At 61.9% G+C, this 13,345-nt stretch carries 16 protein-coding genes; 3 read left to right on the top strand and 13 right to left on the bottom strand.

Going from position 1 to position 13,345, the window contains the following annotated elements; all coding sequences use genetic code 11:
* Positions 1-13: 13 nt before the first annotated feature.
* From BM267_RS12970 to BM267_RS12940, 7 genes are all read right to left on the bottom strand, one after another.
* On the bottom strand, positions 14-325 hold the full coding sequence (locus BM267_RS12970; RefSeq protein WP_036991022.1) for a YqfO family protein: 312 nt from the start codon (positions 323-325) through the stop codon (positions 14-16).
* A gap of 66 nt (positions 326-391) precedes the next feature.
* The gene (locus BM267_RS12965) at positions 392-2,410 is read right to left on the bottom strand and encodes a TonB-dependent receptor (RefSeq protein ID WP_074781057.1); all 2,019 of its coding nucleotides are present in this window, start codon (positions 2,408-2,410) and stop codon (positions 392-394) included.
* Between the two features lie 90 nt (positions 2,411-2,500).
* A complete protein-coding gene (locus tag BM267_RS12960) occupies positions 2,501-3,235 on the bottom strand; it encodes an ABC transporter ATP-binding protein (RefSeq protein WP_407920285.1) in 735 nt (244 codons plus the stop codon).
* Entirely contained in the window at positions 3,204-4,427 is a 1,224-nt protein-coding gene (locus BM267_RS12955) for an ABC transporter permease (RefSeq protein ID WP_036991026.1), read from the bottom strand. The genes BM267_RS12960 and BM267_RS12955 overlap by 32 nt, the downstream gene beginning before the upstream one ends.
* A gap of 5 nt (positions 4,428-4,432) precedes the next feature.
* The gene (locus BM267_RS12950; protein WP_074781060.1) at positions 4,433-5,611 is read right to left on the bottom strand and encodes an efflux RND transporter periplasmic adaptor subunit; all 1,179 of its coding nucleotides are present in this window, start codon (positions 5,609-5,611) and stop codon (positions 4,433-4,435) included.
* Positions 5,612-5,653: 42 nt separating this feature from the next.
* The gene (locus BM267_RS12945; RefSeq protein ID WP_036991031.1) at positions 5,654-6,058 is read right to left on the bottom strand and encodes a putative signal transducing protein; all 405 of its coding nucleotides are present in this window, start codon (positions 6,056-6,058) and stop codon (positions 5,654-5,656) included.
* 15 nt (positions 6,059-6,073) lie between these two features.
* The gene (locus tag BM267_RS12940; protein ID WP_074781062.1) at positions 6,074-6,511 is read right to left on the bottom strand and encodes a VOC family protein; all 438 of its coding nucleotides are present in this window, start codon (positions 6,509-6,511) and stop codon (positions 6,074-6,076) included.
* Positions 6,512-6,659: 148 nt separating this feature from the next.
* On the opposite strand from BM267_RS12940, the gene BM267_RS12935 reads away from it, so the two are divergent.
* Both BM267_RS12935 and BM267_RS12930 read left to right on the top strand, forming a co-directional pair.
* Positions 6,660-6,872: a hypervirulence associated TUDOR domain-containing protein gene (locus BM267_RS12935; RefSeq protein WP_074781064.1), complete on the top strand. Its 213-nt coding sequence runs from the start codon at positions 6,660-6,662 to the stop codon at positions 6,870-6,872.
* Position 6,873: 1 nt separating this feature from the next.
* Complete coding sequence (locus tag BM267_RS12930; protein WP_074781066.1) at positions 6,874-7,461, top strand: DUF488 domain-containing protein; 588 nt, start codon at positions 6,874-6,876, stop codon at positions 7,459-7,461.
* Here the strand turns inward: BM267_RS12930 and BM267_RS12925 are convergent.
* Complete coding sequence (locus BM267_RS12925; RefSeq protein WP_074781067.1) at positions 7,440-8,093, bottom strand: TetR/AcrR family transcriptional regulator; 654 nt, start codon at positions 8,091-8,093, stop codon at positions 7,440-7,442. The two genes, BM267_RS12930 and BM267_RS12925, sit on opposite strands and share 22 nt — an antisense overlap.
* A 73-nt stretch (positions 8,094-8,166) precedes the next feature.
* On the opposite strand from BM267_RS12925, the gene BM267_RS12920 reads away from it, so the two are divergent.
* On the top strand, positions 8,167-9,270 hold the full coding sequence (locus BM267_RS12920) for a DUF2855 family protein (protein ID WP_074781068.1): 1,104 nt from the start codon (positions 8,167-8,169) through the stop codon (positions 9,268-9,270).
* Here the strand turns inward: BM267_RS12920 and BM267_RS12915 are convergent.
* The 5 genes from BM267_RS12915 to BM267_RS12895 form a co-directional block, all read right to left on the bottom strand.
* Complete coding sequence (locus tag BM267_RS12915) at positions 9,267-10,016, bottom strand: pseudouridine synthase (RefSeq protein WP_218144729.1); 750 nt, start codon at positions 10,014-10,016, stop codon at positions 9,267-9,269. The two genes, BM267_RS12920 and BM267_RS12915, sit on opposite strands and share 4 nt — an antisense overlap.
* 37 nt (positions 10,017-10,053) lie before the next feature.
* Complete coding sequence (sugE, locus tag BM267_RS12910) at positions 10,054-10,371, bottom strand: quaternary ammonium compound efflux SMR transporter SugE (protein WP_036991038.1); 318 nt, start codon at positions 10,369-10,371, stop codon at positions 10,054-10,056.
* A gap of 176 nt (positions 10,372-10,547) precedes the next feature.
* The gene (locus tag BM267_RS12905; RefSeq protein WP_074781070.1) at positions 10,548-11,873 is read right to left on the bottom strand and encodes an MATE family efflux transporter; all 1,326 of its coding nucleotides are present in this window, start codon (positions 11,871-11,873) and stop codon (positions 10,548-10,550) included.
* A 12-nt stretch (positions 11,874-11,885) separates the two neighbouring features.
* The gene (locus tag BM267_RS12900) at positions 11,886-12,698 is read right to left on the bottom strand and encodes a siderophore-interacting protein (protein ID WP_074781072.1); all 813 of its coding nucleotides are present in this window, start codon (positions 12,696-12,698) and stop codon (positions 11,886-11,888) included.
* Entirely contained in the window at positions 12,688-13,278 is a 591-nt protein-coding gene (locus BM267_RS12895) for a PadR family transcriptional regulator (protein WP_074781074.1), read from the bottom strand. Before BM267_RS12895 ends, BM267_RS12900 begins: the two co-directional genes overlap by 11 nt.
* Positions 13,279-13,345 lie beyond the last annotated feature (67 nt).

The following is a 13,345-nucleotide window of genomic DNA, read 5'->3' as shown; positions in this document are numbered from 1 at the left end:
TTATGCCGGCAAGTCAGATATCCGCCAACTGCCACACATCATAGGCCGGCTCTTCATAGGGGTGAGCTTGCTTGAGCGCCGCTACGGCGGCCACGATCAGCTCGTCCGCGCATACCAGCTCCACCCGATACTCAGGCACCTGCTCCAGCTCACCGGCTTTGCCGATAAAGGGATCGGCGCCCGGCCCTGGTCGGAACTGCCCCTGCCCCAGCACCTGCCAGCAGCAATGCTCATAATCGCCGATACGCCCGCCCCCGGCGGCAAAAACCGCCGCCTTGACCGGCTCGAGATGGGATTCAGGGACAAAGAAGCAGAGCTTATACATGGCATGACTCCGGGCTGAAAACACTGGTGTCAGTGTTGCAGCCCGGAGCACGTCGCTCAATCAATATCAGAAGCTGAGGCGCATACCTACGGTCAGATTACGTCCCGGCAACAGCACTTCATCCTTGATGAAGGAGGTGTGTTGGCGCGCCTTCTCATCCAGCAGGTTGTTGGCCCGCGCATACAACAGGTAGTTCATGCCGTTCTGGCTGTAGCCGTGATAACTCAGCCCGGCCATGAGCATGGTGTAGGCGGCAGTGTCGGTTTCATAGGCCGCAGTATCACCCTGGCGACGCACCCGATAACCTTCCAGCTGCGCATCCATGTGGCTGGTCAGCCGCTGCTCCAGCCGCAGTCCATAGCGGTCGGCGGGAATACGCGGCAGGTTGCCGCCACCGTCACGCAGCTTGCCGCGCACGGTATCGCCAAACAAGGTCAGCTGCAGACTCTCGGTGGCCTGGATACCGAAGCTGCCTTCCAGCCCCTGCAGCACCGCATCGTTCTGCTGGTACTCGACTACCCGATAATCGCCACCCGGATCGTAGCCCGCATCGGCGGCGTAGATGAAGTCATCCACCTGATTGCGGAAGGCGCTCAGGCTGTAGGTCAGTCTGCCGCTGAGCTTACGCAGGCCGATCTCCATGTTGTAACCGGTTTCTTCCTGCAGGTTGGCGTTACCCAGTTCCACCGTACGGGTCGCGGCATGCGGCCCCATGGCATACAGCTCCTCGGCGGTGGGCAGCCGCTGCGAGCGGGACAGATTGGCGAACAGGGCATATTCCGGCACGAAGCGCCAGGTGGCGCCGGCCGAGACGGAGGTGCCCCGGTGGGATGCATCACGGGCACTGCGTTTCACGTCGATATTCTGCCACTCGTGACGCAGACCCCATTCATAGCGCCAGTTGCCCAATTCCAGCTCCTCTACCAGGAACAGCGCATGGTTGGCGGTAAGGGTGGCGGGCACGTAGGCCTCTTCACCCAGGGCGGAGAAATCACGTCGGGAGGTCTGCCCACCCAGCACGCCGCGCCAGCCGGCGACGGGCTTGTGGGTCAGCTCCAGACGCGCTTCGCTACCCTGATTCTCGAAGCGGGTGCCCACCTCGCTGCCTTCCATTTCCCGGTGGCTGTAATCGGTATGGGCCATACGCAGGCGCACCCGGTCGAAGCCGGCGAAGGGCTCCTGGTACTCGCCGCGCAGGTCCCAGCGTTGCTGCTGCATGTCGATATAGGCAGCGCCATGCTCATGCCCGTGATCATGATCGTGGTCATGACCGCCGCAGTGCCAATCGGGGCCGTGGGTATGGCAATCGGCATGTTCATGGGCAAGCAGACCGTATTCGCGGTTCTGCTCGCTGTAGGCCAGACCGAGGTAACCGCGCTCACCAATCCAGCTCAGGCCCAGCCCGGCGGAATCGGACTCGTTGAATGCGCCTTCCTGTTTGGAAGGCGTGCCGGGAATGTCATAAGGATCGGCTTCCAACTTGCTGCCTTCCAGCCGCACGGCAAACTGGCCGGCACCAGCGGTGATGCCGAAGGCACCGGCGCGCTCATCCGCCACCGTGTTGCCGCGCAATTCCAGGTCCGCTTCCACACCGCGCTCCGGCACATAGGTTGGCACGCGGCGGTCGATCAGGTTGACCACCCCACCGATCGCACCGCCACCGTACATCAGCGTGGCCGGTCCCTTGATCACTTCGATCTGTTCCAGCAACTGCATCTCACTGGTAATGGCGTGGTCCGGGCTGCTGGTGGACGCATCCAGCACGTCTACTCCATCACTCAGCACCTTGACCCGGCTGCCTTCCAGGCCGCGAATCACTGGCCGCCCCACGCCCGGGCCGAAACCACTGGAATGAATGCCCGGCTGACTGGACAGCGTATCGCCCAGGGTTGCCGACCGGCCCCGGGTCAGCTCTTCGCCCTGCAGTACGACGCTGGCCGAACTCATTTCCCCCACCTGACTGTTCAGGGCGGACGCCCGCACAACTGTATCCGGCAATGCTGCCGCTTCATCCGCCGCCGACGCTGGCGCCGACAGTCCAGCCAACGCAACCGCGCCAAGCCACCAGTAACCTGATTTTTCCATTATCCCTCCCCTATCGAACGAACCGACCCACTACAGGCCGCGAAGGAGCGGAAGTATTATTCGTTATATTATAACAATCAAGTTTTTATTTTAGCCGGAGGATGATTTGCTCAATTCATCGCTGACGATGCGGCCATCGACCAGTTGCACGGTACGCGGGCAGCTGGCGGCCAGACGGGGGTCATGGGTGACGACCAGAATCGAGCAGCCGAATTGCTCGTTGATCCGCCGGAACAGTTCGAACACGCTGGCGGCGGTCTTGCTATCCAGGTTGCCGGTGGGCTCATCGGCCAGCAGCAATGGCGGACGGGTAATCAACGCGCGGGCAATTGCCACCCGCTGTTGCTGACCACCGGAAATCTCGGTCGGTTTCTTGTCGGCCAGGTCCTCCAAGCCAACCTCACGCAACAGGCTGCGCGCCAGTTCAACGGCGTCTGCCGAAGGGCGGCCACTGCGGATGATCAACGGCATGAGCACGTTTTCCAGCACGCTGAAGGCGGAAATCAGATGGTGGAACTGGAACACAAAACCCAACGCCTGGTTGCGCAGGTGGGTGCGGGTTGTGTCATCGCTATCGCGGGTTGGCCGGCCCTGCAGGTAGAGCTCCCCGGCGCTGGGCACGTCCAGCAAGCCGATGAGATTGAGCAAGGTGCTCTTGCCTGAGCCGGACGGGCCGATCAGCGCCGTCAACTCGCCGCGACCCAGTCGCAGGTCGATATCCCGCAACACGGTGCTTTCCAGCGGCGTACCCTGGTTGAAAGTCTTGCCGATACCCTGCAGACACAACACTTCATCAGACATAACGGATCGCCACCGCCGGATCATAACGGGCGGCACGGCGGGCCGGCACCGCTGCCGCCAACACGCCGGCCAGGGTGGCGATCAGCATTGCCACCGGCACCAGCGCCGGCTCCACTGGCACCCAGAACAACCCCGGCCCGAAGATATTGAATATCTGCACCAGCCCCCAACCCACCGCACCACCGATGCCGGAACCGATCAGCCCGAGTAATCCGCCCTGCAGCAGAAACACCCGCAGAATCTGCCCTCGCGGGCTGCCCATTGCGCGTAGAATGCCGATTTCCCGGGTCCGCTGCACCACGCTGACCGCCAGCACACTGGCAATACCAAAGGCCACGGAAATGCCGACGAACACGCGGATCATCTCGGTCGTCATGCTCTGGGACGTCAGCGCATTGAGCAGTTGGCCGTTGGTCTGCATCCAGCTTTCGGCCTGCAATCCGGTCAGCCGTTCGATGCGCCTGGCCAGTTCATCGGCGGCAAAGATTTCATCCACCCGGGTATCGATCACCGTCACTCCCCCCGGCAGCGCGAGCAGGGTCTGGGCCTGTTTCAGGTCGAGATACACATAGCGCGCATCCAGCTCACGCACGCCGAGTTCGAAAATGCCGGCGATATCGACCACCGCTTCCCGGCCGTCGCCGCCATCCAGTCGCAACTTGTCGCCGACATCCAGCCCGAGATCCCCGGCCAGCTCGCTACCAATCACCGCATGGCCTGCGCCCACGCGAAATGCCCCGGCAATCAGGTCATCGCTGACCGGAATGATGCGCTCATAGCGCTCCGGATCCATACCGATCAGCGCCACCGAGGCGCGGGCCACGCCGCTGAGCGCCAATGCCGGGCCGCTGACCACCGGCGACACCGCCGGCAGCCGCGGATGTTGATCCAGCACCGCCACCACATCCTGCCAGTTGCTGATCGAGCGCAGGCGCTGGGCCCGCGGGCTTTCCAGCACCAGCGATACGGCATCATCCGGCAGCGGAGCAAGGCGGTTGAACTCATCCAGCGGCAGAATGCGGATGTGCGCCTGGGTACCCAGGGTGCGCTCGATCACATTCTCCTGCAGCCCGGTAATCAGTGCGGTGATGAATACAATCACCGCCGAGCCCACGGTAATGCCGAACAGGATCAGCAGGGTCTGCATGCGATTATCCAGCAGAAAGCGCAGCGCGATCAGCCACTCGGTCCAGGCGCTGGCCAGCAACGGTCGCATCCTCGTTACTCCCGGTCGCCGACCAGCATCGGCTCAATACGTACCCGTATCCGCTTCCCTTCCGCCGCCTGGTCCGCCAGCACGACATCACCCGCGCTCAGCCCCTCGGTAATTTCGGTCAGGCCGGTGCCGCGCAGGCCAAGCTGCACCGGCACCCGCTCCACCTGCCGATCAGCGGTCCAGCGCAATACTTCGGCCTCTTGGCCCTGGCGACTGAACAGCGCATCGTTGGGCACCACCAACGCCTGGTCGCGATTCCCGGTACGGATATCCACCGAGACCGTCATGCCCTGACGCAGAAAGTCCGCTGGCCGCTGCAGATCCAGGTGAATATCGATGGTGCCGCGATTGGTATCGATGGCCGGTGCGATAAAGCTGACCTCCCCTGCCAGCGTCTCAAGGGGAAACGCATCGGCGATGATTACCGCCGGCTGGCCGACAGCGACCGGCCCCAGATCCTTTTCATCCAGCGGGACGATGATTTCGCGGCTGTCGGTTCGGGCAACCTGCAGCAAGGTGCTGCCGGGCTGCACCAGATCACCCGGCTCGACGTCGCGCACCTGCACCACGCCATCCACCTGCGCACGAATCTGCGTGCGCTCCAGCGCCGCGCGGGCTGCGGCCAGACGCTGCTGCAATACCTGCTCATCGCTGCCACCGGAAGCAGCGGCGCTGGCGGCCAGTTGTGCACGATCACGGGCAACCCGCACGCTGATTTCCACCTGGCGCGCCTGTTCGCGCTGCTCGGCGGAGATCAACTGGCGCTGGAACAGCTCATCCCGCCGCTCCCGCTCGCGGGTGGCCTGGGCCAGATTATTCTGCGCCTCGCGCAGCGCCGCCTGGGCCTGGGGCCGCTGGGAACTCACCAGTTGCTGCAAGGCGGCTTCGGCTTCCCGCAGCCGCGCCTGCTGCTCGTCGTCGCGCAGCTCCAGCAGCAGGTCCCCAGCCTGAACGCGGTCGCCCTCGCGCACATGCCGCGCTTTCACCACACCGGTTATCTCGCTGCCCACCTGGGCCAACGACTGACTGTCCACCTCGCCACTGGCCACCACCCGTTGCACCAGCGGTCGCATTTCCAGCCGATAGCCGGATACTTCAGGCCCCTGCCAGTGGCGCCAGCCGAGCCATACGGCCAGCAGCAGAACAGGTAATACGATCAGCAACCAGCGTGACGGGGTGGGCACAACGCAGATCCTTGCCGCAGAGAAATGTGAGCAATCAATATATTACAGATCGGACTGCGCTGATATTTTGCCGCAATCCCGGCATTTGATCCCGTCCTGCACCGGGAACAGCGGAAAGTGGATACCGATGAAGACGAGAAAGGCCCAGCGCCGTCCGATCTGGTGGTATTCCGTGTTGGTGCTACCACAGTGCGGGCAGACCTTCGTCTCTTCCCCCTGCTGCTCGATCAGGTCCGGCTCACGATCTTCCGCCAGGATCGCCTGGGCGGCCTGCGCATACGGCTCCGGCACCTGCAGCCGCACGCCGCCCAGCGCATTGGAATACAGCCATTGCATATTGATGGTGTGCTCATCGGCGACGAAGGCGGGAATACCTTCCGTCTCCAGCCGCGCGCGGGCGATATGGGCTTCGTAAGGGAAGCTGTAGCGGGAGACGGTTACCAGCATGGCCTTGGCTCGGCTCTATTCGGCATCAAAGGTGATGTGCACCGAGGGCGCACTGCGTCGGGCCTCCCCATGGTAAACCGCTTCGATATTGTTACCGTCAGGGTCCAGCATGAACGCTGCGTAATAGTTGGGATGATAAGGGCGTAACCCCGGCGCCCCATTGTCCCGCCCACCATTGGCCAGTGCAGCACGGTAAACGGCGTCGACCATGGCACGGTCCTGCGCCTGGAAGGCCAGATGTTGACGGCCGGTCAATTCGCCCAGCGCCGCCTCGGAGTCGGTTGCCGACACCACCAGCTCATCGATCCAGAAAAAACCATCGCCACTGCCGCCGATGGGGATATTCAATACATCGGCAATGGCGGTGTAGAACCCCTGCGCAGCGGACAGATCCCGGACGACCAGTTGGACATGGTCAATCAGCCGTCCACGGTGCAATTCTTGCGTCTCCATATCGGTACCTCCGGTGTGCTGTGTGGATTGGATGACAACGGACCAAGAGTAGCTTTTTCACCGACAGCCTGCCAGATGCCGACAATTCCGCACAAACCTTCCTTTCTGCCGCTGGTCACAGAAGTAACAGGCTATTGAGGGAGAGATCATGAGTCAGAAGTTCAAGATCGATGATCACGTCAGCTGGAATTCCGAGGCTGGGCGGGTCAGCGGCACCATCATCAGAGTGCATACCTCGGACACCACCTACAAGGGCCATCCGCGCAGAGCGAGCGAAGACTCACCGCAGTACGAGATCAAGAGCGACAAGACCGATCACATCGCCATGCACCGAGAAGATGCCCTGACCAGGATCAAGTGACATGGCCCAGGCAGAGACCATCTGGACTATCGGCCACTCGACCCGCTCAATCGAAGAGTTCATCGCCCTGCTCCACCACTACCGGATCGAAGCCATCGCCGATGTCCGGCGCTTCCCCGGTTCCCGCCGCCTGCCGCAGTTCGGCCAGGAGGCCCTGCGCGCCAGCCTGAACGAGGCGGGTATCGACTATCAACTGATCACCGAACTGGGTGGCCGGCGACGGGCCGCGGCCGATTCGGTCAACGTGGCCTGGCGCAATGCATCGTTCCGCGGTTACGCGGACCATACCGCCAGCCGCGAATTTGCCATCGGCCTGGAGCGACTGCAGCAGTTGGCGGTACGCCGCCGGACCAGCATGATGTGCGCGGAAGTGCTCTGGTGGCGCTGTCACCGTTCGCTGGTATCCGATGTACTGATGGTGGGCGGCACCCGGGTCATGCATATCCAGGACGAACAGCACTGCGATGAGCATCCATACACGAGCCCGGCTCGTCTATATCAAGGTCGACTGACCTACGATGCCACCCGAGGCGAGCCGCTCAATGCCAGGGAACGGAGCCAGGGCATTCAGCAGCAGTTGGAATTCTGACTTGCTTGCTCCTGGGCGAGTCGCGCGATGCAGATGGCCTCCATTTCTCCGGCCCAGGTTCGCATCTGCATCTCGTCCAGCCGCAACTGCATGGCATAGCGGCGGCCACCCCACACCGCCAGATGCAGGGCTTCGACCAGGCTGTCGGCGGGCTGCTGTGGCAGATCGGTACAGGCGTCGAACACCCGGCGCCACATGGCGAGAAACTCGGCGCAGGCGCGCTGCTGGTGTTTCTGCTCGGCGACCCGGGGCTCCAGCGCCAGCATATCCGGATGGAACCAGGACAGTTCATGCATACCGCTGAGCAACTGAATCAACAGGCGTATCCGCTGTTGCCAGCCCAGCTCAGCCGGTTGCACCACCTGTTGCTCCACCGCCTGGATCAGCGTCTCGATGCAGTGGCGCACATAGGCTGAGTGCAACGCTTCCTTGCTCGGGAAGTAGTCATACAGCGTGCCGATGGCCACGCCGGCTTCCAGCGCCACGGCCCGGGTGGTCAGGTTGTCCCAGCCATCGCGCTGCCAAATCCGAACATAGGTATCGAATATCGCCTGCACGGTGAAGCGTGCGCGGGCCTGAGTGGGCCGTTTCAGCGGTTTACTGCGGCTTACCGGGGGTGTCTTGTTGCTCATGCTTATCCGAACCAGGCCAGTCGTTGGCTGGCGTACAGTTTATCTATCCACATTATGTCTACCGGAGTTCATCATGACCCAGATCCATAGCCTGCAAACAGACAAGAGCGATCTCGCGCGTACCCGCATCGTCACCCAAACCCTCGGTGAACTGCAAGCCGGGCAGGCGCTGCTGAAGATCGACCGCCTGGCGTTGACCACCAATAACATCACCTATGCCGCCTTCGGTGATACGCCGCACCTGCGTTACTGGGACTTCTTCCCTACCGATGATGCAGCCTGGGGACACATGCCCGCCTGGGGCTTTGCCGAGGTGGTCAGCACCACCGTGGAGGGTCTGGAGATTGGTGAGCGTTCTTACGGCTACTGGCCAATCGCGACGCACCTGGTGGTCGAACCGGTGCGCGTCACCGAGCGCGGCTTCTATGATGGCAGCGCCCATCGCCTGGAGCTGACCTCGGCCTACAACCAGTACCAGCGTAACCGCACCGATGCGGCCTACCGCCCGGAGAACGAAGACTATCAGATGCTGCTGCGGCCACTGTTCATCACCTCGTTCATGCTGGCCGACTACCTGGAAGACAACGGTTTCTTCGGCGCCAAACGCGTACTGGTGTCCAGCGCCTCCAGCAAGACCGCCTTTGGCACCGTGTTCTGCCTGGAGGGCAAGGACATTGAAGTGGTGGGCATCACCTCGGCCAGCAACCAGGCCTACGTAGATGGCCTCGGCTGTTATCAGCAGAGCGTCACCTACGACCAGCTGGAGTCACTGGATGCGTCGATCCCGACGCTGTATGTGGATTTTTCCGGCAATGCCGAGCTGCGCCAGCGCGTGCATGCACACTTTGAACAATCGCTGGTACATGACTGCTACGCCGGCTCGGCGCACAGCCAGGATCATATCAGCGAGCAGAAGCTGGTTCTCAAGGGTCCACAACCGCAGAGTTACTTCGCCCCGAACCAGATTCGCAAGCGCAATGCTGACTGGGGCCCGGCAGAAGTGACCCGGCGTTTCAATGAAGCGCAATTGAGCTTCATCAAGCGAGTCAGCGACAGCCAGTCACCCTGGCTGCGGCTGGAAACCCATCATGGCCTGAAGGCAGCACAACCGCTGATCGATACCTTGGTGAATGGCCGCATCGCACCGATTGACGGGCACGTGGTGACCCTGGACTAAGCCAGCGGAACATCCTCACCGAAGAGCGATAGCACCTGCATGAAACTCGGCTCCGGCGGGCAGCGCAGCTCCAGCGGCGCGCCGGTAACCGGGTGCACAAAGGCCATTGCGGTGGCAGCCAGCATCAGCCGGCTGTAACCGAAACGTTCGGCGAAGTAGTGGTTGTGGCGGGTGCGCCCGTAATTGGTATCGCCAAGAATGGGATGGCTGATGTGTTGCATATGCCGGCGCAGCTGATGCTTGCGCCCGGTCTCGGGATACAGCGCCAGCAGGCTGTAACGACTGCTGGGATACCCTTCGATCTCAACTGGAATCTCGGTAGTGGCCAGACGCCGATAGCGCGTCGACGCCTCACGCAGTGGCTGCGGCTCATCCTTGCAGCGCCGATCAGTAGCGTGTTCACGCAACGGATGGTCGATCAGCCCCAGCTCCGGCGCCCAGCCGCGCACCATGGCCAGATACGTCTTGCTCACCTGGCCAGCCATCAGCGCCTTGCCCAGCACACTGGCCGTTGCCGCATCACGGGCAAACACCAGCAGACCGGAGGTTGGCCGATCCAGCCGATGCACCGGATAGACATGCTCGCCACCATTGAGGCGGCGAGCATATTGCAGCGCGAATTCCGTTTCGTGGCGGTCAATCGGGCTGCGGTGCACCAGCAGTCCAGCCGGCTTGTGCACTGCCAACAACCACGAGTCGCGGTAGATTTCAGTGAGCGGATTATCGGTAGACAGACTCAATGGCAAAGGCGCTCATGACATGGCGACAGCAAGGTAGATGCACTCAGGCGGTAGCCAACTTCAACCCCAGGATACCGGCGCCGATCAATACCAGGCTGATCAGCCGCATGGGATTCGCCGGCTCATCGAACAGCAGAATACCCAGCATTACCGTACCCACCGCGCCGATGCCGACCCACACCGCATAGGCCGTACCTATCGGCAACGCCTTCATGGCTATACCCAACAACCAGACACTGATCGCCATGGAAGCAACCGTACCCAGCGTCGGCCACAGACGGGTGAAGCCTTCGGTGTACTTCAAGCCCACTGCCCAACCAATTTCAAACAGACCGGCAACAACAAGGATGGCCCAATTCATCAGATAGATCTCCTGACTGGGGCCGTCCCCGTTTGAATAATAGCGGTGAGGTCGTCCTCACGCTTTGAATAGCAGAGCGCGGCAAACCGATAGCCGCCGCGCTGGGGGCGATTATACACCACTGGTCACCGGCAGCTAGCAGCTGCGGACCAAGGGCCGTTTGACCGGTGCAAGTCTCACTTGAACAGTCGCTTGTCCCGCCAGCGTCCCCACCGATAGTAGGCGAAGGAAAAGCCCGCACTGAGCATGAAACTGAGTCCGATACCCAGCGCCACGCCGGTATCGCCGTAGACCGAGGTAGCCCAGTAAGCCAGCGGCACCCGCAGTATCCACAGGGAGATGATATTCAGCGCCAGCACCTGGAACATCGCCCCCGCCCCGCGCACCACACTATTGAAGACAAAATTGAGCCCGATAAAGGGGTAGAAGAAGGCGATGGTCTTCAGATAATGGGTGCCAAAGGCCACGCTGGCCTCGTCCTGGATGAATAGCCTGACCAGCGGCTGCGCCCAGATATACAGCACGCTGGCCAACAGCAACATGATGCTCGTATTGTAGACGATGCCGGCGCGGGTGATCTGCGCTACCCGCGGCCATTGCCGCGCGCCGATGTTCTGCCCGGCCATTGCGGTGACCGCTGTACCCAATGCGACCGCCGGCAGCAAGATGAGGTGATCCAGCCGCTGGGCAGCACCGAAGCCTGCGACCGCATGGGCGCCGAGGCTGTTCACCAACGACAGAATCACCGTGGTCCCAGCGTGGATCACCACCATCTGCGCGCCGGATGGGATACCCAGTCGCAGGATGGTTCGTACCTCCAGCCACTGCGGTAGCCGCAGGTGGAAACCATGGCCGGGAAACTTGCGCGCCAGATGCACCAGGCTATACAGGAAAGCGCCGCCCTGGGCCGCGATCACCGCACTGGCCGCCCCGGCAATGCCCCACTGGAACACACCGATAAACAGGGGCGACAGCACGATAATCAACAGCGTGGCCAACAGCACGAAGTACAGCGGCGTACGGCTATCGCCGAAGGCGCGCAAGACCGTACTGATGAAGTTGTAGCCCACCAACAGCAAGGTGCCGGCGAAGGTGATCTGCAGATATAGCCGTGCTTCATCGATAATCGCCGGGGGCGTATTGAGCAGCGCCAATAGCGCATCGGCAAACACATAGCCAGCAATGCCGATCAGCGCCGACAACAGCACGAGAATAATGGCAAAGGTGCTCAGGTAAGCGTGGACCGCGTCCGTATCCCCCCGACCACGCAGCTGGGCGAAGATCGTCAGGGTCGCCTGGTTGACGCCCATGACAAAGGCAAACACCACCATCATCAGGATGGTCCCAACCGTCACCGCACCAAAGGCCGCACTGCCCAGCAGGTTACCTACCCAGAGGCCATTGATCAGCTGGATGGATACCTGCAACAGGCTGGAGACAACGATGGGCAGGGAAAACCGTCCCAGGTGTCTGGCGATGGAGCCTTCAGTGAAGTTCTTCAATGGCTGGCCACGTCAGTCGAAGTGCTCGTGGCTGTTGGCCTGCGACTGGCGCCAATAGCTCGCGGCGCGAATGCGGCCCTTGTCCAGCCCTAGCCCCTCGGACAGATACTGGCGTACCGCGCGGATGTCACTGTATTCCCCCGCCGCCCATGCATACCCCTCGCCTTCCGGCAGGGTCAACTCACGCACGGCGGCTTCCAGCGCACCCATTCCGGCCTCTGTGGGGGCCGATTCGGTTACCCAGCGCACATCCAGCGCGCACTCGCAGGCGAAGTCGATTCTGGCCTGCTCGGTTGTCGTCTTGATGATCACCACGGCCTTGGCCGTAGCTGGCAACTCTTCCAGACGACGGCCGATCGCCGGAATGGCGGTCTCGTCACCGACCAGCAGGTGCCAGTCGAAGGCCGTCGGAATGACGAAGGAGCCCCGCGGCCCGGCAATGCCCAGCAGATGACCGGGTTCGGCATGGGTTGCCCAGTCCGTTGCGGGTCCCTGATGATGCAGTACGAAGTCGATATCCAGCTCGTTGCTGACCGGATCGTAGCGGCGTGGTGTGTAATCGCGCAGCTCCGGCTTGGGTACGCCCTCGGCAAACACCAGGCCCTTGTCGCCCAGAGTGGGCATATTGGGGCTGACACCTGCCTGCTCCGGTACCAACAGCTTCACATGGTCATCGAAGGAGGCGGAATGAAATCCGAGGAGATCCTCGCCGGTCAGGGTGATACGGCGCATGGCGGGGCTCAACTCGGTGACACGTTTGACTTCCAGCAGACGTATCTTGATCGGGTGCCGTACTTTCTGTACCGCCAGCAGGTCATTGGTCATGGTGGTCCTCGCCTCGGATGAAATCAGGATTGCCTGAAACGCTCAGGATGTCTGCTGCGGCGCGCTGCAGGATCTCAGCCATGCGGCGCTGTTGGGTATGGTCGGCATCGTCGCCGGCCAACAGCGCGGTACGCAGCGCCCTGCGAGCCTGAATGAACTCCGGCAACCAGCCGGTAGCGGCGCTCGCCTGCGCCTCGCTTTCGCCCGACAGGGTCAGCCATTGCATCTTTTTCGCCGCATGGCGCAGGGTAGCGATCAACAGCGCAACCCGCTCGTGGTGCGTCTGCAGATAGTCGAGACCGGCTGGAGAAATGCGGTAGCTCTTGCGCTTGCCTTGCTGCTCCACCTCAGCCAGGCCCCGTTCCTGCAACTGGGTCAACGCTGGGTACACCACGCCGGGACTGGGGCTGTAATACCCCTGGGACAGTTCGCTCAAGCCCTTGATCAGTTGGTAGCCATGAGCTGGTGCATCGCGCAGAAACCACAACAGCGTCAATTGCAGCTCATCGGCGCTGAATTTGCGCCCGCGCGTGAGTGGATTGCCACGCTGGCGTGCTTGCCGGCCGGTCTCTTTCTGCATAGCCTTCTCTCTCGACACAGAATATATCTTACGATATACATATGAGTCGTAAGATATATCTCGAGTC

Source organism: Halopseudomonas bauzanensis, assembly GCF_900114735.1.
Taxonomy (GTDB): Bacteria; Pseudomonadota; Gammaproteobacteria; order Pseudomonadales; family Pseudomonadaceae; genus Halopseudomonas; species Halopseudomonas bauzanensis.
The sequence above is the reverse complement of the archived record's forward strand: the minus strand, read 5'-3'. Positions and strand labels throughout refer to the sequence as shown.

Bases quoted from the DNA above. Each gene is read 5' to 3' on its own strand.
- BM267_RS12945 (WP_036991031.1), bottom strand. From the start codon at position 6,058: ATGCTGGTAACCGTCTCCCGCTACAGCTTCCCTTACGAAGCCCATATC.
- sugE (WP_036991038.1), bottom strand. From the start codon at position 10,371: ATGAATTGGGCCATCCTTGTTGTTGCCGGTCTGTTTGAAATTGGTTGG.
- BM267_RS12940 (WP_074781062.1), bottom strand. From the start codon at position 6,511: ATGGAGACGCAAGAATTGCACCGTGGACGGCTGATTGACCATGTCCAA.
- BM267_RS12925 (WP_074781067.1), bottom strand. From the start codon at position 8,093: ATGAGCAACAAGACACCCCCGGTAAGCCGCAGTAAACCGCTGAAACGG.
- BM267_RS12960 (WP_407920285.1), bottom strand. From the start codon at position 3,235: ATGATCCGGCGGTGGCGATCCGTTATGTCTGATGAAGTGTTGTGTCTG.
- BM267_RS12900 (WP_074781072.1), bottom strand. From the start codon at position 12,698: ATGACCAATGACCTGCTGGCGGTACAGAAAGTACGGCACCCGATCAAG.
- BM267_RS12965 (WP_074781057.1), bottom strand. From the start codon at position 2,410: ATGGAAAAATCAGGTTACTGGTGGCTTGGCGCGGTTGCGTTGGCTGGA.
- BM267_RS12895 (WP_074781074.1), bottom strand. From the start codon at position 13,278: ATGCAGAAAGAGACCGGCCGGCAAGCACGCCAGCGTGGCAATCCACTC.
- BM267_RS12955 (WP_036991026.1), bottom strand. From the start codon at position 4,427: ATGCGACCGTTGCTGGCCAGCGCCTGGACCGAGTGGCTGATCGCGCTG.
- BM267_RS12970 (WP_036991022.1), bottom strand. From the start codon at position 325: ATGTATAAGCTCTGCTTCTTTGTCCCTGAATCCCATCTCGAGCCGGTC.
- BM267_RS12920 (WP_074781068.1), top strand. From the start codon at position 8,167: ATGACCCAGATCCATAGCCTGCAAACAGACAAGAGCGATCTCGCGCGT.
- BM267_RS12930 (WP_074781066.1), top strand. From the start codon at position 6,874: ATGGCCCAGGCAGAGACCATCTGGACTATCGGCCACTCGACCCGCTCA.
- BM267_RS12935 (WP_074781064.1), top strand. From the start codon at position 6,660: ATGAGTCAGAAGTTCAAGATCGATGATCACGTCAGCTGGAATTCCGAG.